This window comes from Pseudoalteromonas sp. P1-16-1b (assembly GCF_001401785.1).
In the GTDB taxonomy this organism is placed as follows: Bacteria; Pseudomonadota; Gammaproteobacteria; order Enterobacterales; family Alteromonadaceae; genus Pseudoalteromonas; species Pseudoalteromonas undina.
Genome location: NZ_LKGQ01000035.1, coordinates 1 through 26,364 on the forward strand (window position 1 = coordinate 1; position 26,364 = coordinate 26,364).

Sequence of the window (26,364 nt, forward strand, 5' to 3'; positions counted from 1 at the left end):
CCGCTGACCGCTGACCGCTGACCGCTGACCGCTGACCGCTGACCGCTGACCGCTGACCGCTGACCGCTGACCGCTGACCGCTGACCGCTCAATTATACGGATTTTCACCCATCGCAATAGCCACACAAAAAATCCGTAAATCCAGCTCTAGCTGATGGTACTGCGGCTCCATATGGCAGCACAGTTTATAAAAGCCTTTGTTATGGTCTTTTTCTTTAAAATGCGCGAGTTCGTGCACCACTAATGCTTTTAATAATGGCTCTGGCGCGCGCAGTAAATCGCTGTTTATTGCTAAATCGTGCTTGCGGGTTTTACCTTGCATACGGTACGTGTGGGTACCGAGCGCATTGGTAACCATATCACCTTGTTTTTTAAACGCAGCGCGGCCAAATGGCGGGGCGTTTTTTAAATACTGCTTTTTAAGCTCAGTGGCGTAGCTATACAGTAACTTATCACTGGTAATACGATGCGCCTGCGGGTACTTTTTAAGTAAATACTCACTTACCTTTCCTGCTTTTATTAGTCCTAACACTTGCTCAACGATATTGGCAGGGTAGCCGGTAAAGTAACGTGCGTATTCACTCATTATTGTCTCTGTATTTTTAATTTATTTTTAAAAAAGTGCTTGCTGGTGGGCTTCTTTTTCGCCACTAAATGGATTGAGTACATTGTGATTATACCCCAAATCTTGGCAAAACTGGCGAGCCAGTAAGGGCGCTTCGCGGTTATCAGCGGTATGAAAAAACACATAGGGGCTTTTGCCCTCATCGAGCCACTGGGTTACTTTGCTAAGCCAAGGCTGATAAAAGGTCTTATAATCGTTTTCTAAATCAGCAATAACGAAGCGCGCCATAGGCTGCGAGCCCGTAGCAATAGCGTGCACTGGTAAATAAGGCTTTTTTTGTTGTGCATCTATGAGTGCTTCGGTTGTGGGTTTAACCGCAAATAATGCGCGGGTATCCATTGCAATGCGGTTTATATTGTGTGCCATTAAAAGCTGATTAAGCGCGATTTCGGCCTCACCTTTTTTGAAAAAATCAGGGTGGCGTACCTCAACCCCATAGTTTAGCTCTTTAGGAAGTAACTCAATAAAAGCGGCAAGCTTCGCTAAATGCTGTGGGGCAAACGCTTTAGGTAATTGCAGCATTATTTGCCCTGTTTTTTCAAATAGCGGGGCGAATAAATTAAGCCAATTAGTTAGCTCATGTTGCACGTTAGTAAGTTGGAGTTCGTGACTAAAGCGCCGATGAAATTTAAAGGTAAATTTAAACTCATCAGGTACACTGGCAGCCCATCGTAATACAGTGTCAGGTGAGGGGTCGGCGTAAAAGCTAGTATTACCTTCTACCGAATTAAAATGCTGCGCATATTCGCTAAGCATATCGGCATTTTTACACTGGCGTGAAAATAAGTTTCCTTTCCATGCGTTGCTCGACCACTGCGGGCATCCAATATATAGCATACAAACAAAAGCCTTGTTATAAAGTGCCGGTAGTGTAACAAATAACAAAACGGTGCGCTGTAAATTCAACCCCGAAAGGTAAACACGCCCTAGCATCTTCAACCGACTTGGGTATAATGCAGGGCTTAATTTGATTATTTTGAATTGCTAGCGGTTTTATTTTCATTTTGGTGTTTATAAAAACTTTTAAAACAACGGTGTTTAACCGCTATATGCCTTTTATCTGACAGGAAAACTATGCGCTCTATATACTGCGGACAGCTAAATAAAACTCACGTAGATCAGGAAGTTGAACTATGTGGCTGGATCAACAAACGACGTGACCTTGGCGGACTTATCTTTGTCGATTTACGTGATAGAGAAGGTTTAGTACAAGTTGTATTCGATCCGGAAGTTGAAGGATTAATGGAAACAGCTAACAAACTTCGTCAAGAATTTTGTGTTCAGTTAAAAGGGATTGTACGCGCTCGCCCAGATAGCCAAGTAAATAAAGACATGGCAACCGGCGAAGTAGAAATTTTAGGCACGGGTTTAACTATTATTAACCGCTCTGAGCCTATGCCACTTGATTTTAACCAAGTGAACTCAGAAGAGCGTCGTTTAAAATACCGTTACTTAGATTTACGTCGTTTAGAAATGAGCGACCGCATTAAATTACGTGCTAAAGCAAGCAGCTTTGTACGTCGCTTTTTAGATGAAAATGGCTTTTTAGATATCGAAACGCCAGTGCTGACTAAAGCAACGCCTGAAGGTGCTCGCGATTACTTAGTACCGAGTCGTGTTCATAAAGGTAGCTTTTACGCATTACCACAGTCACCACAGTTATTTAAGCAATTGTTGATGATGTCGGGTTTTGACCGTTACTACCAAATTGTTAAATGTTTCCGTGATGAAGACTTACGTGCTGACCGTCAACCTGAATTTACTCAAATAGATTTAGAAACCTCGTTCATGAGCTCTGATCAAGTACGTGGCATGACAGAGAAAATGATCCGTGAAATGTGGCAGTCATTACTAAATGTTGATTTAGGTGATTTCCCAATTATGCCTTACTCTGAGGCAATGAGCCTATATGGTTCTGATAAGCCAGACTTACGTAACCCAATGAAGCTTATTGATGTAGCCGATTTAGTAAAAGACGTAGAATTTAAAGTATTCTCAGGCCCAGCAAACGATGAAAAAGGCCGTGTTGCAGTACTAACGGTACCAGGTGGCGCATCACTTTCTCGTAAGCAACTAGATGATTACACTAAGTTTATCGGTATTTACGGTGCTAAAGGTTTAGCATGGATGAAAGTAAATGACCGTGATGCAGGCGTTGAGGGCGTGCAATCGCCAATCGCTAAATTCTTAAATGAAGATGTGATCACGCAGTTACTTGAACGTACTAATGCACAAACAGGCGATATCATTTTATTTGGTGCGGATAAACGCAACACCGTAAATGAAGCCATGGGCGCACTTCGTTTAAAAATTGGTATTGATTTAGAAATCACTAATTTAGATAGCTGGGCACCACTTTGGGTTGTTGACTTCCCAATGTTTGAAGAAGATGACGAAGGCACACTACACGCTGTACACCATCCATTTACTGCACCAAAAGATATTAGTGCCAGTGAGCTTGAAGCAAACCCAGCAGCGGCTATTTCAGATGCTTACGATATGGTATTAAACGGCTACGAAGTGGGCGGTGGCTCGGTACGTATTCACAATGCAGATATGCAAGAAGCAGCATTTAGAATTTTAGGTATTGAAGCGCAAGAGCAGCAAGATAAATTTGGTTTCTTACTTGATGCACTTAAATACGGCACACCGCCGCATGCAGGTTTAGCGTTCGGTTTAGACCGTTTAGTTATGTTGTTATGTGGTACTGATAACATTCGTGACGTTATTGCTTTCCCTAAAACCACACAAGCATCGTGTTTATTAACCGATGCGCCTAGCAAAGCAAACAGCGATTCGCTGACAGAGCTTGCTATTAGTGTAGTTGAGAAAGAATTACCAAGCGCAGAATAAAGCTAGTTAAACCATAGTGTTTAGTTAGATCAAAACCCCTTAGGCTTCGTACCTAAGGGGTTTTTTGTTTGGCATAACCCAATTTAGGTGCTTTATTTTTATGAGCGAGTTATTTAAAGATAGTCATTATTTTGATCAGTCATTTTCAAACTTTACAGCAAATGCAAAGCGCTTTAGCGATATTGAGTTTGAACAATGTCAGTTTATTGATTGCGATTTTAGTCACAGCCAGTTTAGTGCCTGTCGGTTTATAGAGTGTGAATTTATTAACTGTAATTTGACTGAGCTTAATTGGAATTACAGTTCACTAGAAGGGGTGAGCTTTGCAAATTGTAAACTCAATAGCATAATGTGGGGACAAGTAAATTGGCCACAATTAGCGCTAACGTCACCGGTGAGTTTTAAACAGTGTGAGCTGAGCCATAGTTCGTTTTTTGAATTACAGTTAAAAGCGTTAACAATGACGAACTGTTTTGCCAAAGATGTCGATTTTAGGCACGCTAACTTAGCTCAAAGCAACTTCTCGGATACTGACTTTAGAGACAGCCTGTTTCATCAAACTAATTTGAGGAAAGCAAACTTTGTTGGCGCAACGCAATTTAATATTGATATAACAAGCAATGATGTGAGTAATGCAAAGTTTGAACGGCTTGAAGCGTTAAACTTATTAGCTGGACTTGATATCGAGCTGGTTGATTAGCCGCAAGAGCTTACGGCTAATACGTGTATTTACTATTAGCAAGCAGGACCATTTTTGTTGCGCGCGCTAGCAAGTGCACGGGCTATACTCAGTAGCTCTGGCGAAATATCATCAGCGCCATCTTTAATCAGTTTAGTTACATCACCAGATGAATATAAGCTATCACGCGGTGATTTAATTCCCAGCTCTCTTACAAAGTCTTTGGTTTTACCTGTACTGCCGGTTTCAATGAACTTAAAAATAATCCGTTCGTTGTTACTTTTCGGCTCGGCTTGTAACACTTTAATTTCTTCTTGGTAGGCTTCAATTCTGCTTTGGAGAATGTCGATGCGTTGTTCAATGCTGCTGTATGATTTCATGAATGGATTCTTTTGCGATAATAGTAAAACAATAATCGCTATTATCGCACAAATTAGCAAAGGCGCGCGCTAACCTTTATAATAAAAATTAATGTTAGTTAAAAAAGTATAAATAATACAAGGGAATGCATGTTAAAAATTATAAAAAAGCGTTTAATTTTAAGTGCACTGACTTTAAGCACTATGCTATTTGCATCATCAAGTTATGCCCAAGACGATGCAATCATTGATGAAAGTCGTAATCGCTCTATACCTGTAAATATTACCCTACCAGCTAACCACCTTAAGTGCAGCGCGCAAGTCAAATGCCCAGTGGTATTTGTAAATGCAGGGTATGGCATTAGCCACAATGAATACACTTTTGCGAGTAACCTATTTAATGGACAAGGCTACTTAAGCATTGCGGTAGCGCATGAGCTTAAAAGTGACCCTGCACTTAATCGTGCACAGCCATACCTAACTACTCGTATGGAAAATTGGCACCGGGGTGTTGTAACCCTCAAATTTTTAGTTAATGAGCTAAGTGTTAAATACCCTGAGTATGATTTTACAAAACTCACTTTATTTGGTCACTCAAATGGTGGAGATATTTCAGCCTTGTATGCAGCTATTTACCCAAGTGAAGTAAGCCAATTAATTACGCTCGATCACCGCCGCATGTTATTGCCACGCAATAAAAACATACGCGTGCTCACAATACGCGGTAGTGATTACTCAGCCGATGCAAACGTGCTTTTAACCGACCAAGAGTTAACTGTTTATCCTGTTACGCAAAGGTTGATAGAAAAATCACGTCACAACGATATGTACGATGGCGGGCCTAAATGGCTGGTGGATAGAATGAGTAAAGAGGTAGCGGCGTTTTTAGAAAATTAAACGATACAGTCAGTTTTTAAATTAAAATCCTAAATATAGCGCAGGGCTTACTGCGCTATTTTTGTTTTAGTTACCCCACTAATTCACTAACCACCAAAGGGCTGTTATGTAGCGTTTTATGCACAGGGCATTTGTCGGCTATTTCGAGTAATCGATTTCGCTGAGCGTCAGTTAAATCACCTTGTAAGGTTATTTTGCGGATAATGGCCTCTAGATTGCCGGTTTTTTCACAATCATCACAATCTTGGTTGTAATTGCGGGTATGGTTGAGCTCTACTTTTATGTGCTCTAGCGGCAACTCTTTGCGACTTGCATACATGCGAAGTGTCATTGCAGTACAAGCTCCAAGCCCAGCGAGTAAATGATCATAAGGGTCTGGGCCTAAGTTTTTACCACCGGCATCGGTAGGCTCATCAGCAAGCCATGTATGGTTTTTAGTACTCACGTGCTGAGTGAATTTATGATCTTTTTCTTCAACTAATACACTGCCGTTAGTTAATTTTGCACTATAGGGTGTTTTATCGTATTCAACATAGCGATTAGCCCACGTAGCAATGACATCGGCTGCGTAGTTAGCGTCTTCTTTATTGCTGAGTAAATGATCGGCATTATCTAAACTTATAAAGCTTTTTGGATGCTTGGCAGCGGCGTAAATTTTTTCGGCTTCACTAATATTCACGGTGGCATCAATAGGAGAGTGCATAACTAACAAAGCACGCTTAAGCTTACTTATATGGCTGTTATCGTATTTGGCGATGTCATCTATAAATTGCTTTTTAATCGTAAACTCCCGCCCAGCTAAACACACTTTTGCTTCACCCGATTGGTTTATTTCATCTAAATGAGCAGCAAAGTTATGAGTAACATGCTGGGCATCCGATGGCGCGCCTATAGTCGTAATAGCTGACACCTCGGGTATGTGCTCTGCTGCTGCAAGCACCGCAGCACCACCTAAGCTGTGGCCTATCAATAACTGAGGTGCTTTAAAGTGTGTTCTTAAGTGATTGGCTGCAGCCACTAAGTCTTGAATGTTTGATGAAAAGTTACTGTTGGCAAAGTCACCATCGCTATTACCAAGCCCTGTAAAATCAAAGCGTAATACAGCAATGCCTTGCTGAGTGAGCGCGCGACTTATTCGTGTTGCAGCCGCTACATCTTTAGAGCAGGTAAAACAGTGAGCAAATAAGGCATAAAATTTCACTTCACCAGAGGGGTGTTCAAGTTGTCCAGCTAGTTCTAATTCACCGCTTTTAAAAGAAACTTTTTGTCGCATGTAGAGGCCTTAGAAAGTTGATATAGTGTGTAACGCTGATAAGGAAGAGATTGGTACGATGGGGTGAAAATTCAATACAAGCGTTATTTTGATCTTGATCAAGGCAGAGAAGGCTTGCTTACTGAGTGCGGACATATGTCCTTATAATTTCAAGGGGGTTTGTCTATCCTCGCACAGCATAAAAATGCAGCCTTTATTACTTGAATTAAGTAGTTAAGCTATATTTGAATGTAATACTAATTTCGTGTAGACCTGTGGCTTAAGCGAATTAGTAAATGGCTTCTAACAACCTACTTACTGGAATGTACCATGCAATTACCTACAGTTGATTATAAAGCGGACGATGCGGCTGCGCAATTTGTTGAATCGTTGAGAAATACTGGTTTTGGTGTATTAAAAAACCATCCTATTCCGCAATCTTTAGTTGAGTCTATTTATAAAAATTGGCAAGACTTTTTTAACTCAGAGCAAAAGCATGAGTTTTTATTTTCAAAAGAAACGCAAGATGGTTATTTTCCACCGTCGGTATCAGAAGTAGCTAAAGGCCATACGGTAAAAGACATTAAAGAGTACTTTCATGTTTACCCTAAAGGCCGTGTTCCTGCACAATTAGAAGCTGATGTGCGTGAGTACTACCGTTTAGCTAATGAATTTGCGGCAACATTATTAAGTTGGGTGCAGGCTGAAGCGCCTGAAGAAGTGCGTGCTAAGTTCTCTATTGATTTAAAAGATATGATTGCCCAATCTGAGCAAACGTTGTTACGTATTTTACATTACCCGCCAATGACAGGTGATGAAGAGCCTGGTGCTATTCGTGCTGCTGCGCACGGTGATATTAACTTATTAACCGTATTACCAGCGTCAAATGAGCCAGGCTTACAAGTACAAAAAACCGATGGCGGTTGGTTAGATGTGCCATGTGATTTTGGTAGTTTAATTATTAATATTGGTGACATGCTACAAGAAGCATCAGGTGGCTACTTCCCATCAACGATTCACCGTGTAATTAATCCATCGGGTAAAGCAACAACCAAATCACGTATTTCATTACCGTTATTTTTACACCCTCGTCCAGATGTAGTGTTATCTGAACGCTACACAGCAGATAGCTACTTACAAGAGCGTTTACGTGAGTTAGGTGTAAAATAATCTTTTAGCATGTGTAATGCTCAGGTAAATAAAAAGCGGCTGTTTAGCCGCTTTTTTAGTATTTGTGTTTATTGATTTGGCACAAAGTAAATAATGGCATGCATTCTGAGCCACTAAAGGTATAATGCGCGCAACTGGCCACTTTGGCCTAATTTGAAATAGAGAGTTTATATGAGTTTTGATGGTTTAGGTTTATCACAGTCTTTAGTTAATGCGGTTTTAGAAAAGGGCTATGAAACGCCAACGCCTATTCAGGCTCAAGCTATTCCAGCAATTATTGCACGTCGCGATGTAATGGCCGCAGCGCAAACCGGTACCGGTAAAACGGCTGGTTTTACTTTGCCGCTTATTGAGCGTTTATCGTCGGGCACTAAAGCAAAAAGTAATCATGTTCGTGCGCTTATTTTAACGCCAACCCGAGAGCTTGCGTTGCAAGTAAGCGAAAACGTTGAAGAATATGCTAAGCATTCAAACGTGAGTTCGTTTGTAGTTTACGGTGGTGTTAAAATTAACCCACAAATGCAGCGCCTGCGCAAAGGGGTTGATATTTTAGTGGCGACACCAGGGCGTTTAATTGATTTACACAATCAAAACGCGGTTAAATTTGATAGCGTTGAAGTACTGGTTTTAGATGAAGCCGACCGTATGTTAGACATGGGCTTTATCCACGACATTAAACGCTTAATTGCAAAGATGCCTGAAAAACGTCAAAACTTAATGTTCTCAGCAACCTTTTCTGACGACATTCGTGCATTGGCCAAAGGGTTAATTAACGATCCGGTTGAAATTTCAGTCGCTGCCAAAAACACGACTGCTAAAAGCGTGACTCAATGCGTGTACGCAGTAGATAAAGCGCGTAAAACGGCCTTATTAAGCCATTTAATTCGTAGCAACAATTGGCAACAAGTACTGGTATTTAGCCGTACTAAACACGGTGCTAACCGTTTAGTTAAGCAACTGGAACGCGATGATATTGTTGGTGCAGCAATCCATGGTAATAAATCTCAGGGCGCACGTGTTAAAGCATTGGAAGGCTTTAAAAGTGGTGAAGTGCGCGTATTAGTGGCAACCGATATTGTTGCACGTGGTTTAGACATTGTTGAATTACCGCATGTTGTAAACTACGACTTACCTAATGTATATGAAGATTATGTTCACCGTATTGGCCGAACTGGTCGTGCGGGGGCATCAGGGCATGCTATTTCGTTTGTAACGGTTGACGATGCAGTAGATTTATACGGCATTGAGCGCTTTATTGGCGAGCTAATTCCACGTGCTGAAGAAGAAGGTTTTGAACCGGCTAACCCTGTTGCAGAGCGCGCACTCGATGCACGCCCGTTACCGGCTAAAAAGCCAAAGAAAAAACAACCATTTAATAAGCCTAAATCAGATAGCAGCAAGCCTAATAGCAAAAAGCCTAACAATGGTGGCAATAGTACAGGCCCACGTCGTGGTGGCTCTAAAAAGCCAGCAGCTAAAACCGATGATAATGCACAAAACCCATGGGCAAAGCGTCAATCGGTTGGTGGGAATGGCCAGCGCCGTCGTCGTCCAGCAAATAACGACTAATTAGGTTTAGTTCGCTTTAATAAAAAACGCGCTTACTTTTACTGGTAGCGCGTTTTTAATGCCTATCTTAAAGCTTTACTAACTGATTAAATAATTAACTGCTAATCCTACAAATAAAGTAACACTAACGCTCAGTAACGTCCCTAGCATCACATATTCAGTGAGTTGTTTATCTTTGCTGGCACTTAAGTCGCCAAATCTAAACACCGATTTAGCGGCAATTAAAAACCCAAGCCCTGCAAACTGATCTAATAAAATAAATGTCAGCATAAGTACTCTTTCAAGCATACCAATACTTTGTCCTGCTAAGGGGAGGCTACCATCACTAGAAAAGTGATTAGTTAAACGCTCTAACATCATTCTTATAAATACCGCACTGGGGCTTAAAATAATAAGGTAACCAGTTATAATCCATAGCACTTTTGCGTTGCTTAATAACGCCATTACATTGTCAGCAAATTGCTGATCGTCAGTTAGCCAAATACTTATTGCAATAATGACAGTGATATGTGCAATTTGGTCTAATAAAAAAGGCACTACGCCTTTATTTGAATACGATTTAGCAATATCAATAAAGTAGTGACTGATCATAATAATGCCGGTCGCCAGTAATACGCTGCTTAGTTGTTGCCAGCCAAAACTATATTCCCAAAGTGCCACAACGATTGCACTGCTAGTTCCGTGAACCAATACATGGTAGTAAAGTTTTTTTGCTTTAAAATGACGGGTGTTTCTGTCGTTTACCCAGCTCATGGGTTGCCAATAAAAATCAGCGAGTAAGTGGCCAATAATCAGTGCGACGAGTAATAGTGAAAATTCCATTAGTCATGTCCTTGCTGTATGCTTTTAAGCTGTTGTTGTGCATGTAAAATAAATCGTTCTATCAGCTGATAGTTAGCAAGATTAAGCAGCTTAGTAACGTTTTCGCGGCTGGTGTTGAGCTCTTTAGCTAAAGCTGCATGGTTGTTATTAGTATGGGTTAAATATACATACAAAGCATTTGCTTGTTTTTGGGTTATTTTACACAGTAATACATCGACAAACGCTAGGTTTAGCTTAAAGCTCTCATCAACCGATTGATCTGCAATAGCAAATGTAAAACGCTGGTTTGTCATTTTATCTAGCTCATGACCAGAGAGAGTAAATGCAGAGCCTGTGGCAGTTTTTATACTCGTACTAGGGTTATCTATGTGCCCCAACGCCATGCTTTGGCGCAATTCATAGCCGGCAGATTTTAACTGTAGATAAATAAGAATAGCGGTGGTAACTAACTGTTCACTTTTATCGAGTTGCAGTTGAAATGCATCCCCACGGTAAATATCCCAAGATGTTGTTTTATTGCAATTTGCACGTAAACTTTGCTCTAGCTGGTAAAGCATGGCATCGTATTGTTGTTTAGGTATTTTTTGCGATTTAATAACATCGCCGCTGATCACACCAATCATAAAAATCCAGATAGATTATTTATATGTAACTAAATTTGGTTACATTGTTAAATGTAACCGTATTTGGTTACATTGGGTTTGGTAACTAATTTAGGTTACTTAACACGCAATTGCAAGTATTACTCATTGGGACATAAGAATGACCTCACAACAAAGCAGTAAACCTCGTGTAGGTATTTTTGTCGATGTACAAAATATTTATTACACCTGTCGCGAAAGCTACGGTAAAAACTTTGATTACAATGCCTTTTGGCGAATGATGGAGCAACAATACGATATAGAATGTGCGTTCGCCTATGCAATATACCGAGGTGATGAAAAGCAAAATCAGTTTCAAAATATTTTGCGCGCTATTGGCTTTGAAGTAAAACTAAAACCCTTTATTCAACGCCGTGACGGCAGTGCCAAAGGCGATTGGGATGTGGGTATAACCATAGATATGCTAGAGCAGGGGAAGCAGCTTGATAAAGTTATTTTACTCTCGGGTGACGGTGACTTTGCATTATTACTTGGGCATTTAAAAAATCAATATGATGTTCCGTGTGATGTATACGGTGCTGATAAATTAACCGCAGAGGTACTTAAGCAAGGTGCCGAGCAATTTCATTTAATTGACAAACAGCTACTACTTTAAAAAGTATAAGTATTGTATTTTTGATTTATTTTTGAGCGAATGTTTGCGGTTGATCATGAGAGTATTTAATACAACGGGTGCATAGATTAATTAAGCCTAATTTAGGCTTTTTTTATGGCGATAATAAATTGGGTTTAGTGGATGAGTATGGTAATTTTAAGATTCAATTAGTATCAAGGAATTACATGCTTAACTACAGTAATATGCCATTAGACAGAGGCTCAAATGCGCGCAAAGACCCTACTTGGGTAGACGCAAAAAAAACAGCAGACAGTTTATGGCTTCTAGTTAAAGGCAATCACACCTTATTTGCTAACAGTAGCCCTGAGGTGGTGTATTTAGCTTACCAACAAGTGGCACATTTAGATTTAACGCAGGCTATTCTTTTAGGATCAAATAAACAGGATAATGCCGTATTTGCGCTAGACGTAACTGAACTCGAAGAGTCGTTATTAGCAACGATTGTTGGTGATGCCCAGTTTGCAGATATTCGTCAATATGGTACTCAAGTAGCACTTGAAGATGGCTCAAATGCAGCGCTTGCTCGTGGGTTGTGTTACTGGCATGCCACTCATAGTTTTTGTGGTCGCTGTGGTACCAAAAATCACTTAGTTGAAGGGGGGCATTCACGTTTATGCGACAACGCAGCCTGTATGCACCAAACTTTTCCGCGTACCGATCCAGCCGTTATTATGGTAGTAACTAAAACATTTTCTGATGGGATTGAACGCTGCTTATTGGGTCGCCAAGCAACTTGGCCTAAAGGTCTGTATTCCTCACTTGCCGGGTTTGTCGACCCAGGTGAAACCCTTGAACAAACCGTGATCCGAGAAGTAAAAGAGGAAGCGGGTATTACCGTGGAGAAAGCAGAGTATATTGCTTCTCAACCTTGGCCGTTTCCTTCATCAATCATGCTTGGTTTTATTGCCACAGCAAGCAGTGATGAAATAAGCACAGAGCAAGATGAACTTGAAGATGCACGATGGTTTTCTCGCCAAGAACTTGCGCAATTTAAAGATTGGCAACACGAGGGGAAGCATTTAAAGCTACCTAGAGCTGATTCGATTTCGCGTTATTTAATTGAATATTGGCGTACTCAGATAGAAGGATGAATCATGTCGAGCAAAAATAAAAATACCCAATTAGTGTCATCAGGGCGCAAAAAAGCGTACACCCATGGCGTAGTTAATCCAGTGATACAGCGCGCTTCAACGATTGTGTTTGATTCTGTGAGTGAGCTTAAAGAAGCGGCTAAAACACGTGGCGACAAAACCTTGTTTTATGGCCGCAGAGGGACGACCACTCATTTTGCTCTGCAAGAGGCAATTACCGAACTCGAAGGCGGTGAGGGCTGTGCGTTATACCCATGTGGCGCGGCAGCGATAAGCCAAACGCTGTTATCGTTTTTAAAGTCAGGTGATCATATTTTAATAGTGGACACTGTTTACGAGCCAACCCGTGATTTTTGCGACAAGATATTAGCTGGGTTGGGTATTAGTACGACCTATTATCCGCCCATGATTGGCGCAGACATAAAAGAGTACGTTCAAGACAATACCAAAATGTTGTTTTTAGAGTCTCCAGGTTCAATTACCATGGAAGTTCAAGACGTTCCCGCCATGGTAAAAGTGGCAAACGATCATAATATAATGACAGTGCTTGATAACACCTATGGCAATGGCTTGCATTATCGTCCGCTTGAACATGGTGTTGATATTAGTATTCAAGCCGCCACCAAATATATTGTTGGCCACTCTGATGTGATGATGGGGGTTGCTGTAGCTAATAAAAAGTATTGGCCAACACTTCGTGAACACTCTTATTTACTCGGGCAATGCACCAGTGCAGATGATGCGTATTTAGCACTACGAGGCTTGCGTACCATGGCAGTGCGATTAAATCAGCATGAAAAAGCCGCGCTAGAAGTAGCAAAATGGCTTGAGCAACATGCGTTGGTTGATCATATTCGTCATCCTGCGTTTACAACATGCCCAGGCCATGAATTTTTCAAACGCGATTTTGACGGCAGTAATGGTTTATTTTCGTTTGTAATGAAAGCGGGTAATCAACACGCCATAGATGCTTTTTTAGATAGCTTACAACATTTCAAAATGGGCTTTTCGTGGGGGGGCTTTGAGAGCTTAGTAACGGCAAACTTATCAATGAAAGGACTGCGCTCGCAAACAGGATGGGAGCATGGACCTGTTATTCGTTTGCACATTGGTTTGGAAGATGTTGAAGATTTAATTGCCGACTTACAGCAAGCATTAGCTATTTATGAGCAACATTTATAATTACTAATTGGTTAAATTACATTATTTGTTACAAAGCCTACCTCTGAGTAGGCTTTTTTTTGCTAGCAATTCAACGTGTTTACACTTAGTGTTGTTAAATAACGCTTATTTTAAAGTATGAACAACGTCATTAAGGATAGTCAATGGCAACACCATCACCAGTTAACGTAGGGCGCTTAACCCAAATCGCGGGTTTTGAGCTGGTACGTATGTTTTTAACTAAACGAGGAATTATTGCACTGGCGGCTTTTGCGCTAGTGTGGCTTGTTATTTTACGTTACCCCATAGGTCAAGCTGTAGGCATAATTAGCTCGCCAGATTTTGAACAAATAGCCCGTGATATTTCCGGCTCTATTGGATTAAGTAAGTTACTTGATTGGCCTGAAGCAGAATTTGCTATGTATTGGCTTATTGCTTTGTATAGTTTTCCTGTTTTTAGCTTATTTATTTGTAGTGATCAAACCGTCGGTGATAGAGAGCGCGGTACGCTAAGGTTTTTATCATTACGCTCAACTCGCTTTGAAATACTCTTTGGTCGATTTTTAGGGCAGTTAGCGGTACTAACCTGTTTAGTTGGCATCACGCTTATAGCAACATTGGCGGTGCTCGGGTTTCGCGAGCCGAGCTTACTTGCTGGTGGCCTTGGTCGTGCTGTTTCAATATTTTTAATACTCATTGTTACTTTTACGCCGTTTGTAGCCTTAATGAGCTTAATTAATACTTTTGCGAGCTCATCTCGCTTATCTATTGTATTAGCTATTTTATATTTCACAGCCGGCGGCATTATTGTTGGATTACTGGAGTGGCAAATACCCGCATTAAGTGTGCTTGATTATTTATTCCCTGGTGTGCAAATAGAGTTATTAGCTGGACAAAACTTACCGTTATTGAGCGCTTTGGCTATTCCTTTAGTGCAAACAGCGGTGTTACTTGCAGTTGCTCAACGTATTTTTGCAAGGAGCTCATTATGAAATCATTAATAACAGGGCGTAATTTAAGTAAATCATACGGCTCAAAATTGGCTCTTGATAATGTGAACTTTGAGATTCAAAAAGGCGCGCCAGTTGCATTAGTTGGCCCTAATGGTGCAGGGAAAACCACTTTATTTAGTTTGTTGTGTGGCTATATCGCACCTAGCATGGGTGAGCTTGAAATACTCGGCCATAAACCAGGTAGCGCGGCTTTATTTAATAAAGTGAGTGCGTTACCACAAGATGCACAGCTAGATCCGCGTTTTAATATAGATAAACAACTTAGCTTTTATGCCAAGCTACAAGGTATGGGCAGCAAGCAAAGCCAAATAGAGGCACTTCGAGTATTAGATTTAGTGGGTCTTAGCGAGGTTGCAAAAAACCGTGCAGGGGACTTATCTCACGGTATGCGCAAGCGTGTAACCATAGCACAAGCATTAATTGGTTCACCGCAAATTGTAATGTTAGATGAAGCCACCGCAGGGCTTGATCCGATTCATGCCAGAGAGGTCAGAGAGCTGGTGTCTGAGCTGTCGTCTCAAGCGACGTTTATTTTAAGCTCTCATGATTTAACTGAACTAGAACGACTTTGCTCCCAAGTACTACATTTAGATAAAGGCATATTAAGCGAGCATCAAACTAAAGCGGCGAATACTGATAAGCACTTTTATACCTTAATGCTAAGTGAAGCGTATCAAAATGTGGAGCAACAACTGCAAGCAATTGAAGGTGTGAGTCGTGTTTATATGAGCCAACATAAAGAGTATGTGATTGAGTATCAACCAACTAGCGATTCACTTGACATCGCGCTATTGCAATTTTGCCACCAACATAATTGGCAGTATAGGCAGTTAGTAAATGGTCATACTCTAGAAAATCAAATATTTAAACAGGAGAAACTGTAATGGGATTATTTAGTGGTTTAATGGGTAACGCCAGTGAAGTGGATGATGCCGATTTAGAAAAAGTATTGGCTAATACGCTTATTGAAGGTGAGCGAGTTGAAAAGGCGTATAAAGTAGTTCGTGATATGTTTATCTTTACTAATAAGCGACTAATTTTATTAGATAAACAAGGTGTGACTGGTTCTAAAATGGAAATGATCAGTATTGCTTACTCTAAGATAACTAAGTTCAGCAAAGAAAGTGCGGGGCACTTTGATTTAGATGCAGAACTGAAAATTTGGGTTGGTTCTGATCCAAACCCTATCAGCAAAGACTTTAAAGCTGGTGATAACATAAATGATGTTTATAGGATAATTAGCCAGTATTCATTATAGAAACAAACAAAAATCGGTGTAAAATTAAAGTAATTGTTTACAGTTTGTTGCGATTACTTTAACATAAATTGCTCCAACACTTTCTTACAAATTCCCTAACAAATACAATTGCTTGATTCAGTTTTCGTTCAGTTTCGCGGCGTTAGCATACCCCCACTTTAGCAATGTAGTTAAAGTACAAAAACAATGTACATAGGGATGTTTCATTATGAAAAAGTTAGCAATTATTATTTCAGGTCTTTTATTATCAAGTGCTGCACACGCTGCAGATAGCTATCAATCAATCAGTAACTTAAACTACACAGATACTGATAACAACGATACTATCAGCGTGGACTCTACTTACTACTTCTCTCCAAAGAGCACACTAGGTCCATACGATCAATTCGAATACATCAATAAGCAAAGCAACGTATTTGGTGGCTACGCTGATGACGATTTTGGCGATGTGACTGCTATTGGCGGTGAATACTTCGTTGAAGATTTTGTTGTTGGTGCGTCTTACCAAAATGCTGATTACAACTCTAACAACGAGTCATACACACTTTCTGCTGGTTATTTCTTTAACCCAGATTTACTTGCAAAAGTAAGATTTGTTGATCAAAAAGATGGTGATAACGTTACATTCTTTTCTTTAGCATACAACCACATGCTAAACGATACAGATTATGTAGGTATCACTGTAGAATCAGATGATGATTTTGATTCTCGTTCAGTAGCTGCTAAATACTTTGTTGATTTACAACAAGGTAACTACTTAACAGTAGAAGGTACATTTGTAAGCCTTGACGAAGCAGATGACCAATGGAACGTAGAAACAAACTACTACTTCTCTAAAGCGACTTCTGTATTTGCATCTTACGATAAAGAAGACAACTACAGCTTTGGTGCTCAACACTTCATCAATAAAAACATTGGTTTAAAAGTGGGTTACGGCAACAACGCAGATGACTCAGATAACGATGCTTACTTTGCTAACATGCGTTTTCAGTTTTAATTAAGCGTTTAATCGCATAAATTAAAACCAGTTAAGTAGTAAAAAGCCCACACTTTGTGGGCTTTTTACTGTGTGTAATAAATGCGTAACTCTACTTTATCGTTATATTTTAATTACAATAGAATCGGCTCATCATTTAGTGGCACTCCTCTGACAGCCCATTGTATTTAAATTAAGATCGGTCATAATTAAATCAATGTTTTTATAACTGTAAAGGAATGTGTTTATGTCAGTATTTATTATATTGCTGGTTGTGGTGATCGTGGTGTTTGCAATTAAAGATATCCGCCTTAATTTAATTACTCGACCCACTTTTAAAATGTTTAAAAAAGTATTACCGCCATTATCACAAACAGAGCGAGAAGCCATGGAAGCAGGCGATGTTTGGTGGGATGGCGAGCTATTTAGTGGTGATCCTGATTGGCAAAAATTACACAACTATCCGCGTCCACAGTTAAGTGAAAAAGAAACTGCATTTATAGATAATCAAGTTGAAACTTTATTAGCCATGCTTGATGACTATAAAATTGTACAAAAAGACAAAGATTTACCTAAAGAGGTTTGGGACTTTTTAAAAACCGAAGGGTTTTTTGCAATGATCATCCCAGAAAAATTTGGGGGTCTTGAATTCTCTGCTATTGCTAATTCCACCATAGTGTCAAAAATTGCGACTAAAAGCTTAACAGCCGCCGTGACGGTCATGGTACCCAATAGCTTAGGTCCTGGTGAGTTATTACTGCACTACGGAACAACTGAGCAACAAGAGCGCTGGCTACCTAGCCTTGCAAAAGGCGACGATGTGCCTTGTTTTGCATTAACGGGCCCTGAGGCTGGCTCAGATGCTGGCAGTATTCCTGATTCTGGCGTGGTGTGCAAAGGCGAGCATGATGGTAAGGAAGTGTTGGGGCTGCGTTTAAATTGGTCAAAACGCTATATCACACTTGCGCCAGTTGCGACTGTGTTAGGGCTTGCATTTAAAATGTACGATCCAGATGGGTTGTTAGGCGATGAAAAAGAGCTTGGCATTACGTGTGCACTCATTCCAACCGATCACCCAGGTGTTAAAACAGGAGAGCGTCATTACCCCCTAAATATGGCGTTTATGAATGGCACAACGTACGGTGAAGATGTATTTATTCCGCTTGATTGGATTATAGGTGGTCAGCAAGGGGCAGGACGAGGTTGGCGCATGCTAGTTGAATGTTTAAGTGCAGGGCGTGGTATTTCGTTACCGGCATTAAGCACTGCAACAGGGCATTTAGCGGCTAAAATGACTTCGGCTTACTCTGTTGTTCGACAACAGTTTGGTGTGTCAATTGGTCAATTTGAAGGGGTTCAAGAAGGGTTAGCACGTATTGGTGGCCTAACTTATGCGCTGGAATCGTGCAGATTAATGACAGCTGGTGCTATTGATTTAAAACTAAGTCCATCAGTAGTAACAGCTATTGCAAAATACCATATGACCGAAATGGGTCGAACAGTAATGAATGATGCGATGGACATTCATGCAGGTAAAGGGATTCAGGTTGGGCCTAATAACTATTTAGCACATGGCTATATGGGTATTCCGGTTTCGATTACGGTTGAGGGCGCTAATATTTTAACTCGTAATTTAATGATATTTGGCCAAGGCGCTACTCGTTGTCATCCGTTTGTATTAAAAGAAATGGAAGCGGCTTCAATGGAAGATGATGACGCGGCATTAGAGCAATTTGATGGTCTATTGATGAACCACATAGTGTTTGCTATTGGCAATGCAAGCATGGCTTTAGTGCATGGTTTAACTCGCAGCCACTTTGCCAAAGCACCTGTGTGCGGAGAAACCGCGGCCTACTATAAACAATTAGGGAGAATGAGCCGAGGACTTGCGTTTACAACAGATGTTGCAATGTTGATGTTAGGTGGTGAACTTAAACGCAAAGAAATGATATCGGCACGTTTAGGCGATGTATTAAGTCATTTGTATATTGCTTCTACCGTGTTAAAACGTTTTGAAGATGAAGGGCGTCAACAAGTTGATTTACCTTTTGTTAAGTATGCAATAGAGACGTCATTATATGAAATAGGTCAAGCATTTGACGGTTTCTTTAAAAATTTCTCTAACCCGGTGGTTAACTTTGCCCTTAAACGCATTTTGTTTCCGTTAGGTAATCATTATCACAAACCAAGTGATGCCACTTCACAAAGTATTTGTGAACACATGACTCAACCTGGCGTGTTTCGAAACAGGCTTACTCATTTGTGTTACGTTGATGAGAATGCAGGCACAGGGGTGATGGAAAATGCTTTTTTAGCGATGCACGATATGCAAAATCAATTTAAACAGTTAAAACAGTGGCAACGAAAAGGTAAGGTACCTGCAACTTTTGATATCGAACAAGCTATTGAGTACGCTCTTGAACATGAGTTACTTACTAAATTAGATGCTGAAGCTATGCATCATGCTAATAAATTACGAATGCAGGCTATTGCGGTAGATAATTTTAAACCTGAAGATTTCTAACATTGTACTCAAGCACTAAAAAAGCCTTAAACTTATAATTTAAGGCTTTTATATATTTTTAGATTGAACGTTGATCAGCGCCCGTAAGGATCGGCGATGATTTTATCTACGTACCATTTACCTTTTATTTTTAGCATTTCGATACTGCGAAAGTCATCAATTTTTTTTCCATTAAAATAACCAGTAAATACAATATTTATCTTAGCGTGATTACCGTACTGTTCTCGCAGGCTTGAATTTGACATATCAATTTCAATTACCACTTCATCGAATTGTAAATTAATAAGACTACGGGCAAATTGTTTTGCTGTACCGTAAGATTTCATTATGCGAGCTAGCTTAGGCGTTGCGAAATTACTGGCTTTTTGCAAGTTATGCTGATTATAAAGCGCATCAAAATACACTGTGGCGGTATCGCCTGGACGATCATTGTCAATGTACTGTTCTTTAGGTTTAGTATTGTCATTACAGCCAACGATCAGAATACTAAAAATGAGCACAAAAGAAGTTAAAATTGTTTTCATATTTGGTCAGGTTGATTACTCATACACAAAGTGTGTGATGGAATGGAGGAGATGTAAAGAGGATAGGACTAAATAGGTGTTAACTTATTAAAAAAGCAATAAAAAAGGATGTTAAAAAACATCCTTTTTTAATAGTGTTGTTCGATTACTGAACAAGCTCTTGCTCGGAAAACTCTTCATCAAACATGGGGCTTGATAAGTAACGCTCTGTTGCGCTTGGTAAAATAACCACAATGCTTTTATCTGCATTTTCAGGACGCTCAGCAATACGTTTTGCTGCAACCACGGCTGCACCCGATGAAATACCGACTAAGATCCCTTCTTTTTTCATTAGTTCATGACACATTGCGATACATTCTTCATTAGATACTTGCTCTACACCATCAATTATTGATAGGTCTAAATTCCCAGGAATAAAGCCTGCGCCAATGCCTTGTATTTTATGTGGTCCTGGTTTTACCTCTTCACCAGCAAGCGTTTGACTAATAACTGGCGAGTGGCTTGGCTCTACAGCTATTGATTTTACATTTAAGCCTTTTTCTTTTTTAAGATAACGACTAACGCCTGTAATCGTTCCGCCTGTACCAACACCTGCAACAAAGAAATCGATTTTGCCATCGAGTGCATTAAAGATTTCCGGACCCGTTGTTTCAAAGTGAATTTTTGGGTTTGCCGGGTTTTCGAACTGTTGTAGCAAAATAAACTTATCTGGATCTGCTGCTTGAATTTCTTTGGCTTTAGCAATAGCGCCATTCATACCCTTAGCGCCATCTGTGAGCACTAGGTTAGCACCGAGTGCTTTTAATAGTTTACGACGTTCTAAGCTCATGGTGTTTGGCATTGTAAGCGTTAATTTGTAACCGCGAGAAGCCGCTACAAATGCCAATGCAATACCCGTATTGCCTGATGTTGGCTCTATAAGTTCTTTGTCTTTGGTTAGTTGACCTGATTTTTCAGCTTCCCAAATCATTGATGCACCAATACGGCATTTTATACTAAAGCTAGGATTACGTGATTCAACTTTAGCGTATACATTCCCACCTGTAACACGGTTAAGTTTTACCAACGGTGTGTTACCGATGCTTAGTGAGTTATCTTCAAAAATAGTAGACATAATGTTCCTTTAGGTACAATCTGATCAACACGTTAACAGCTATTCTGTTAACTTTATAAGCCTACTTTACTGTGAGATAAAAAAAGTTAAAGTAAGCTTTGGCTATAACATATATTAATTACGCTTATAACGGATTGAACTAAAAACTCAATCTGTTAATTTTTTAGTTATTAAAAAGGCGAACTTGAAATCATTTGTTCGTTTTTAACTTTGTACTTTATCTTTTCTTTATGTAGTCGTTATTTAAACAAATCAACACAACACACTTATATTTTGTTGGTTAATTGTGCAAATGAACTGCGGTTGAACAGTTTATTGACACAAACTATTCAAAACATGGTAAAAACACATTATCTAAATTCAATAAAGTAATCACCATGAAGTTAATCTTAAAATTAATTGCCGGTATTGTGGCCGGTATCTTAGTCGGGCTCTACATTCCCTTAACTGGCGTTGAGCTTTTATACACAGTAAAAGAGCTTATCGGCCAGCTTATTAGTTTTACAATTCCACTGATTATTTTATTTTTTATTGCCTCTGGGATTGCCGGGCTTCCTAAAGGATCAGGGCATCTACTGGGAAAAACGGTGGGTTTTGCGTATGGCTCAACAATTATAGCTGGTACCTTGGCGTTTTTATTAGTAACAGCGGTTATTCCGTTTTTAAGCGGCGGTATTTCATTTGAAGCTGAAGCAGTGACCGAAGTAGGAAGCTTTATTGACTTAGAAATTCCACCATTAATGGGTGTAATGACTGCTTTAGTTACAGCATTTGTATTTGGTATTGGTATGAGCCAGCTTGGCTTAGACACATTAAAAACTGTGTCGGATCAGGGGCGCAATATTATTGATGGTTTACTTTCAAAAGTAATTATTCCGGCATTACCGTTTTACATTGCGGGTGTATTTGCTGAAATGACCGTAGCAGGCACCGTTGTTGATACATTACAAGCATTTGGTGTAGTACTTGTTGCTGCATTAGTGATGCATTGGTTATGGTTGAGTGTTTTATACATTACCTCAGGCCTATTACTTAAGCGTAATCCTATTGAGCTAATTAAAAATATGTTACCTGCGTACTTTACTGCATTAGGAACTATGTCGAGTGCGGCAACCATTCCAGTATCTTTGCAATCAAGTAAAGCAAATAACGTTAAAGAGGATGTAGCTAACTTTACAGTGCCATTATGCGCCACTATTCATCTATCAGGTTCAACAATTACAATAGTTACCTGTGCTATGGCTGTGATGTTTTTATCGCCTAGCATGGAAGTACCTTCATTAATGGCTATGTTGCCATTCATTATGATGTTAGGTGTTGTGATGATTGCAGCGCCAGGCGCCCCAGGTGGTGCAGTAATGTCGGCGTTAGGTTTATTAACTAGCATGCTTGGTTTCAACGAAGGTGCGGTGGCACTAATGATTGCACTTTACCTAGCGCAAGATAGCTTCGGCACTGCGTGTAATGTAACTGGCGATGGTATTATTGCTTTATGGGTAGACCGTTTTAGTGAAAAAGCGTCAGCATAAATCATTGGCGCGTATTTACCTGCTATAGGTAAATGCGCTTTTAATCATATCGGTCATAAAGACCGATTACGAAAGCATAATATTAGTTATGGTTTCGTAGTATCTATGCTAATGTTGAAAATTAATTTTGTTAACTTGCATCTTATTAGGCTAGTGAGGGTGTTCCATTGATTAACGTACTTTTAGTTGATGACCATGAACTTGTGCGCACAGGGATCAGACGTATTCTTGATGATATACGTGGTTTTAAAGTAATAGGTGAAGCTAAAACAGGCGAAGAGGCTGTGCAGTTTTGTCGTCAGCATGCGCCAAATATAGTGTTAATGGATATGAACATGCCTGGTATGGGCGGGCTTGAGGCAACTAAAAAGATTTGCCGTTACTGCCCTGATGTAAAAATTATTGTGCTTACTGTTAATTGCGAAGACCCATTTCCAAGTAAGGTCATGCAAATTGGTGCTCATGGCTTTTTAACCAAAGGTGCTGGATCTGATGAAATGGTTCGCGCTATACGCTGTGTGCATGCAGGACAACGCTATATTGCTCCAGAAATAGCGCAACAGATTGCACTTGCGCAGGTAACCGGGCGTACCGATGAAAACCCATTTCAAAGCCTATCCGAGCGTGAACTACAAATTATGCTGATGATCACCAAAGGTGAAAAAGCACAGGATATTGCTGATCGCTTAAATTTAAGTTCTAAAACAGTAAACAGTTATCGCTATCGCATGTTTGAAAAGCTTAACGTAGGAGGCGATGTAGAGCTTACTCATTTAGCCATACGTTACAAAATGATTGATATAGATATCTCTTACTAGTCGGTATATATGTCTGAATTTGATCATGTCCAGTTTTTAAAAACATTATCGAGTGAGCCTGGCGTTTATCGCATGCTCGATAATGACAACCAAGTTATCTATGTCGGTAAAGCTAAAAGTTTAAAAAAGCGGGTAAGTAGTTACTTTCGTAGTAATATAACCGATAGTAAAACCCGTGTTTTAGTAAGTAATATTTGTAATATTGAAGTCACGCTTACTAATACAGAAACGGAAGCGCTGCTGCTCGAAAACAACCTCATAAAAAAATATCAGCCACGTTATAATATTCTGTTACGTGATGATAAGTCGTACCCTTATATACTGCTCACAAATCATAAGCATCCTCGCTTAGCCTTTCATCGTGGTAGCAGAAAAGTAAAAGGGGAATATTTTGGTCCGTTTCCAAGCGCGGGGGCGGTTTCAGAAAGCTTACGCTTAATGCAAAAAATATTTCCGGTACGTCAATGCGAAGATGCCTACTACCGTGCGCGTAGTCGCCCTTGCTTACAGTATCAATTAAAACGTTGTTCTGCGCCGTGTGTTAATAAAGTCTCTGAAGATGAATACGCGCAGCAAGTTGATTATGTCCGCAAGTTTTTAACTGGTAAATCTCATGAAGTAATAGCCGATCTCATTGCTAAAATGGAAAAAGCCAGTGAGCAGCTTAATTTTGAACTTGCAGCTAAAGTTCGCGACCAAATTATGTTGCTGCGTAAAATGCAGGAGCAGCAATCTATCTCTGGCAATTTTGCGGAAATGGATGTGGTCGGCTTTGCCCATTTAAACGGTTTAAATGGGATTCATCTATTAATGATTCGCGATCATAAAGTGCTGGGTAGTAAAACTTATTTTCCGAAGGTGCCTAAAGACTCACAAGAGCAAGAAATTTTAACCTCTTTCTTAGGCCAGTATTATTTAGCCCCAGGTGCGACAGGGCGCATTGCTAAAGAAATCATTTTACCATTTGAAATAGAAGAAAGTGATGCACTAGGTGAAGCCTTGACCCAAATTAGTGAACGTAAAGTATCACTTAAAGTGGTAACCCGTGGTGAGCGAGCACAGTACTTACAGTTAGCGAATAAAAATGCATTAAATAGTATTACGGTTAAGCAAAGCACTCAAGACTCGATAAACAAGCGTTATGCGCAATTAAAGGCTACTTTGCGTCTTGATGATATTAATCGCATGGAATGTTTTGATATCAGTCACACCATGGGTGAAAACACAGTGGCCAGTTGTGTTGTATTTGATTCTCAAGGCCCTAACAATAAAGAGTATCGTCGTTACAACGTGACCGGTATTACCGGTGGTGATGATTACGCCGCTATGGAATTTGCACTAAACAAACGTTACAACAAGTTGGTTGATGAGGAGAAAATTCCCGATGTTATTTTTATCGATGGTGGTAAAGGTCAATTAGGTAGAGCAGAGCAATATTTCGAAAACTGGCCGCATTCAAAAATGCCGCTATTAGTCGGTGTTGCAAAAGGCACTAGCCGTAAGCCAGGTCTTGAAACCTTGCTTATAGATGGCGGGCGTAAAACAATTCCTATGGATTCTGATGCACCAGCGCTTCATTTGATCCAGCATATACGCGATGAATCCCATCGTTTTGCAATTGCAGGGCACCGTAATAAGCGGCAAAAACAACGCACTCAGTCATTATTAGAGGAAATAGATGGCGTAGGTTCAAAGCGTCGACAAACATTATTAAAATATTTAGGGGGCATGCAAGGTGTAAAAGCTGCTAATATAGAACAGCTAAAGAAAGTTCCTGGGATCAGTCCTGACATGGCTGAGAAGATATTTAACCATTTGCATGACAAGGGCTAGCCCTATGTGCGAATATAGAAAAAAAGACATATCCAAGTAGTTATGTGGAATATTCCAAACACACTCACAACGTTTAGACTCTTTCTTATCCCCATTTTTTTGGTGATATTTTATATGCCTTATTCATGGGCATTCTTTGTTGCTGCCTTTATTTTTTGGCTGGCTTCGATCACAGATATACTTGATGGCTATTTAGCCCGTAAACTTGAGCAATCAACGCCTTTTGGTGCATTTTTAGACCCGGTTGCTGATAAAGTAATGGTGTGTGCTGCCTTGGTTGCATTATCTGAACATTATCAATCTTTGTATATGACCATACCCGCGCTTATTATTATTAGCCGTGAAATTGTTATATCGGCGCTACGCGAATGGATGGCTGAACAGGGGAAACGCGGTAACGTAGCTGTATCCGATATGGGTAAGTTAAAAACCGCAGCTCAAATGTTAGCCATTATCGGTTTAATTTGGCAGTACGATAGCTGGATGATGTATTTAAGTTATGGCTTGCTTTATATAGCCACATTTTTAACGCTTAGTTCTATGGTGCAATATTTAGTTGCAGCATGGGGAGAATTGACCAAAAATTGATTGTAAACGTCTAATAACGCACCATTTTAGATAAAAAATAATCAAACAGTTCAAAAGTAGCATTTTTTGTGTTGACGCGTTTAATAATCTCTGTAGAATGCGTCCGTGTTGAGAGGGCATAGCCTCCTAGATAAACATAAAGCGGCACTAGCTCAGTTGGTAGAGCGCGACCTTGCCAAGGTCGAGGTCACGAGTTCGAGCCTCGTGTGCCGCTCCAGTTTATCTTAAAGCTAACCTAGTATTGAGGCGGAATGGCAGAGTGGCCATGCACCGGATTGCAAATCCGTTTACCCCGGTTCGACTCCGGGTTCCGCCTCCAATCAACACTCCACACGCTTTAATTAGCAAACTCGATGCCCGAGTGGTGGAATTGGTAGACACAAGGGATTTAAAATCCCTCGACTAACAAGTCGTGCCGGTTCAAGTCCGGC

General features: G+C 40.2%; 25 protein-coding genes and 2 tRNA genes. 19 read left to right on the forward strand and 8 right to left on the reverse strand.

Annotated elements, in window-relative coordinates:
* Window positions 1-88: 88 nt before the first annotated feature.
* Both AN392_RS17280 and AN392_RS17285 read right to left on the reverse strand, forming a co-directional pair.
* The gene (locus AN392_RS17280) at window positions 89-586 is read right to left on the reverse strand and encodes a M48 family metallopeptidase (RefSeq protein WP_010391443.1); all 498 of its coding nucleotides are present in this window, start codon (window positions 584-586) and stop codon (window positions 89-91) included.
* 27 nt (window positions 587-613) lie between these two features.
* On the reverse strand, window positions 614-1,462 hold the full coding sequence (locus AN392_RS17285; RefSeq protein ID WP_055013396.1) for a DUF72 domain-containing protein: 849 nt from the start codon (window positions 1,460-1,462) through the stop codon (window positions 614-616).
* A 237-nt stretch (window positions 1,463-1,699) separates the two neighbouring features.
* Between AN392_RS17285 and aspS the strand changes: the two genes are divergently transcribed.
* A complete protein-coding gene (aspS, locus tag AN392_RS17290; RefSeq protein ID WP_013464572.1) occupies window positions 1,700-3,478 on the forward strand; it encodes an aspartate--tRNA ligase in 1,779 nt (592 codons plus the stop codon).
* Window positions 3,479-3,578: 100 nt separating this feature from the next.
* Window positions 3,579-4,178 carry a pentapeptide repeat-containing protein gene (locus AN392_RS17295; RefSeq protein ID WP_055013382.1) on the forward strand — a complete coding sequence of 200 codons (600 nt, stop codon included), beginning with the start codon at window positions 3,579-3,581 and terminating at the stop codon, window positions 4,176-4,178.
* A gap of 35 nt (window positions 4,179-4,213) precedes the next feature.
* On the opposite strand, the gene AN392_RS17300 is transcribed toward AN392_RS17295, so the two are convergent.
* Window positions 4,214-4,537 carry a hypothetical protein gene (locus tag AN392_RS17300; RefSeq protein ID WP_008111621.1) on the reverse strand — a complete coding sequence of 108 codons (324 nt, stop codon included), beginning with the start codon at window positions 4,535-4,537 and terminating at the stop codon, window positions 4,214-4,216.
* A 129-nt stretch (window positions 4,538-4,666) separates the two neighbouring features.
* On the opposite strand from AN392_RS17300, the gene AN392_RS17305 reads away from it, so the two are divergent.
* Window positions 4,667-5,413 carry an alpha/beta hydrolase gene (locus AN392_RS17305; RefSeq protein WP_055013383.1) on the forward strand — a complete coding sequence of 249 codons (747 nt, stop codon included), beginning with the start codon at window positions 4,667-4,669 and terminating at the stop codon, window positions 5,411-5,413.
* A 70-nt stretch (window positions 5,414-5,483) separates the two neighbouring features.
* On the opposite strand, the gene AN392_RS17310 is transcribed toward AN392_RS17305, so the two are convergent.
* Window positions 5,484-6,686, reverse strand: a complete 1,203-nt coding sequence (locus tag AN392_RS17310; RefSeq protein ID WP_055013384.1) for a bifunctional alpha/beta hydrolase/OsmC family protein — start codon at window positions 6,684-6,686, stop codon at window positions 5,484-5,486.
* A 309-nt stretch (window positions 6,687-6,995) separates the two neighbouring features.
* On the opposite strand from AN392_RS17310, the gene AN392_RS17315 reads away from it, so the two are divergent.
* Entirely contained in the window at window positions 6,996-7,835 is an 840-nt protein-coding gene (locus tag AN392_RS17315; protein ID WP_013464577.1) for an isopenicillin N synthase family oxygenase, read from the forward strand.
* 171 nt (window positions 7,836-8,006) lie between these two features.
* Window positions 8,007-9,404, forward strand: a complete 1,398-nt coding sequence (locus AN392_RS17320) for a DEAD/DEAH box helicase (RefSeq protein ID WP_055013385.1) — start codon at window positions 8,007-8,009, stop codon at window positions 9,402-9,404.
* A gap of 78 nt (window positions 9,405-9,482) precedes the next feature.
* Here AN392_RS17320 and AN392_RS17325 read toward each other — a convergent pair whose 3' ends face one another.
* Both AN392_RS17325 and AN392_RS17330 read right to left on the reverse strand, forming a co-directional pair.
* Window positions 9,483-10,226 (reverse strand): DUF3307 domain-containing protein, encoded by a 744-nt coding sequence (locus tag AN392_RS17325; protein ID WP_055013386.1) that lies wholly within the window; start codon window positions 10,224-10,226, stop codon window positions 9,483-9,485.
* Window positions 10,226-10,849 (reverse strand): hypothetical protein, encoded by a 624-nt coding sequence (locus AN392_RS17330; protein ID WP_055013387.1) that lies wholly within the window; start codon window positions 10,847-10,849, stop codon window positions 10,226-10,228. The genes AN392_RS17325 and AN392_RS17330 overlap by 1 nt, the downstream gene beginning before the upstream one ends.
* 139 nt (window positions 10,850-10,988) lie before the next feature.
* On the opposite strand from AN392_RS17330, the gene AN392_RS17335 reads away from it, so the two are divergent.
* The 8 genes from AN392_RS17335 to AN392_RS17370 all read left to right on the forward strand — a co-directional run bounded on the left by AN392_RS17335 (window position 10,989) and on the right by AN392_RS17370 (window position 19,527).
* Entirely contained in the window at window positions 10,989-11,483 is a 495-nt protein-coding gene (locus AN392_RS17335) for an NYN domain-containing protein (protein WP_055013388.1), read from the forward strand.
* Between the two features lie 185 nt (window positions 11,484-11,668).
* Complete coding sequence (gene nudC, locus AN392_RS17340; RefSeq protein WP_055013397.1) at window positions 11,669-12,595, forward strand: NAD(+) diphosphatase; 927 nt, start codon at window positions 11,669-11,671, stop codon at window positions 12,593-12,595.
* A 3-nt stretch (window positions 12,596-12,598) separates the two neighbouring features.
* Window positions 12,599-13,777 (forward strand): cystathionine beta-lyase, encoded by a 1,179-nt coding sequence (locus tag AN392_RS17345; RefSeq protein ID WP_055013389.1) that lies wholly within the window; start codon window positions 12,599-12,601, stop codon window positions 13,775-13,777.
* A 143-nt stretch (window positions 13,778-13,920) separates the two neighbouring features.
* Window positions 13,921-14,748 (forward strand): ABC transporter permease subunit, encoded by an 828-nt coding sequence (locus AN392_RS17350; RefSeq protein ID WP_055013390.1) that lies wholly within the window; start codon window positions 13,921-13,923, stop codon window positions 14,746-14,748.
* Window positions 14,745-15,653 (forward strand): ABC transporter ATP-binding protein, encoded by a 909-nt coding sequence (locus tag AN392_RS17355; protein WP_055013391.1) that lies wholly within the window; start codon window positions 14,745-14,747, stop codon window positions 15,651-15,653. Before AN392_RS17350 ends, AN392_RS17355 begins: the two co-directional genes overlap by 4 nt.
* On the forward strand, window positions 15,653-16,027 hold the full coding sequence (locus tag AN392_RS17360; RefSeq protein ID WP_008111597.1) for a PH domain-containing protein: 375 nt from the start codon (window positions 15,653-15,655) through the stop codon (window positions 16,025-16,027). Before AN392_RS17355 ends, AN392_RS17360 begins: the two co-directional genes overlap by 1 nt.
* Window positions 16,028-16,235: 208 nt before the next feature.
* Entirely contained in the window at window positions 16,236-17,024 is a 789-nt protein-coding gene (locus AN392_RS17365; protein ID WP_010391475.1) for a putative porin, read from the forward strand.
* Window positions 17,025-17,250: 226 nt separating this feature from the next.
* Complete coding sequence (locus tag AN392_RS17370) at window positions 17,251-19,527, forward strand: acyl-CoA dehydrogenase (protein WP_055013392.1); 2,277 nt, start codon at window positions 17,251-17,253, stop codon at window positions 19,525-19,527.
* Window positions 19,528-19,601: 74 nt separating this feature from the next.
* On the opposite strand, the gene AN392_RS17375 is transcribed toward AN392_RS17370, so the two are convergent.
* Both AN392_RS17375 and cysK read right to left on the reverse strand, forming a co-directional pair.
* Window positions 19,602-20,051 (reverse strand): hypothetical protein, encoded by a 450-nt coding sequence (locus AN392_RS17375; protein WP_010391478.1) that lies wholly within the window; start codon window positions 20,049-20,051, stop codon window positions 19,602-19,604.
* A gap of 145 nt (window positions 20,052-20,196) precedes the next feature.
* The gene (gene cysK, locus AN392_RS17380) at window positions 20,197-21,165 is read right to left on the reverse strand and encodes a cysteine synthase A (protein ID WP_055013393.1); all 969 of its coding nucleotides are present in this window, start codon (window positions 21,163-21,165) and stop codon (window positions 20,197-20,199) included.
* A gap of 377 nt (window positions 21,166-21,542) precedes the next feature.
* On the opposite strand from cysK, the gene AN392_RS17385 reads away from it, so the two are divergent.
* The 6 genes from AN392_RS17385 to AN392_RS17410 all read left to right on the forward strand — a co-directional run bounded on the left by AN392_RS17385 (window position 21,543) and on the right by AN392_RS17410 (window position 26,252).
* The gene (locus tag AN392_RS17385) at window positions 21,543-22,694 is read left to right on the forward strand and encodes a dicarboxylate/amino acid:cation symporter (RefSeq protein ID WP_055013394.1); all 1,152 of its coding nucleotides are present in this window, start codon (window positions 21,543-21,545) and stop codon (window positions 22,692-22,694) included.
* 167 nt (window positions 22,695-22,861) lie between these two features.
* Complete coding sequence (gene uvrY / locus AN392_RS17390) at window positions 22,862-23,512, forward strand: UvrY/SirA/GacA family response regulator transcription factor (RefSeq protein WP_010391483.1); 651 nt, start codon at window positions 22,862-22,864, stop codon at window positions 23,510-23,512.
* Between the two features lie 9 nt (window positions 23,513-23,521).
* Window positions 23,522-25,345 carry an excinuclease ABC subunit UvrC gene (uvrC, locus tag AN392_RS17395; RefSeq protein ID WP_055013395.1) on the forward strand — a complete coding sequence of 608 codons (1,824 nt, stop codon included), beginning with the start codon at window positions 23,522-23,524 and terminating at the stop codon, window positions 25,343-25,345.
* 42 nt (window positions 25,346-25,387) lie between these two features.
* On the forward strand, window positions 25,388-25,933 hold the full coding sequence (gene pgsA, locus AN392_RS17400; RefSeq protein ID WP_036933597.1) for a CDP-diacylglycerol--glycerol-3-phosphate 3-phosphatidyltransferase: 546 nt from the start codon (window positions 25,388-25,390) through the stop codon (window positions 25,931-25,933).
* 141 nt (window positions 25,934-26,074) lie between these two features.
* Window positions 26,075-26,150 (forward strand) — tRNA-Gly (locus AN392_RS17405).
* A gap of 28 nt (window positions 26,151-26,178) precedes the next feature.
* A tRNA-Cys gene (locus AN392_RS17410) sits at window positions 26,179-26,252 on the forward strand.
* Window positions 26,253-26,364: the final 112 nt, after the last annotated feature.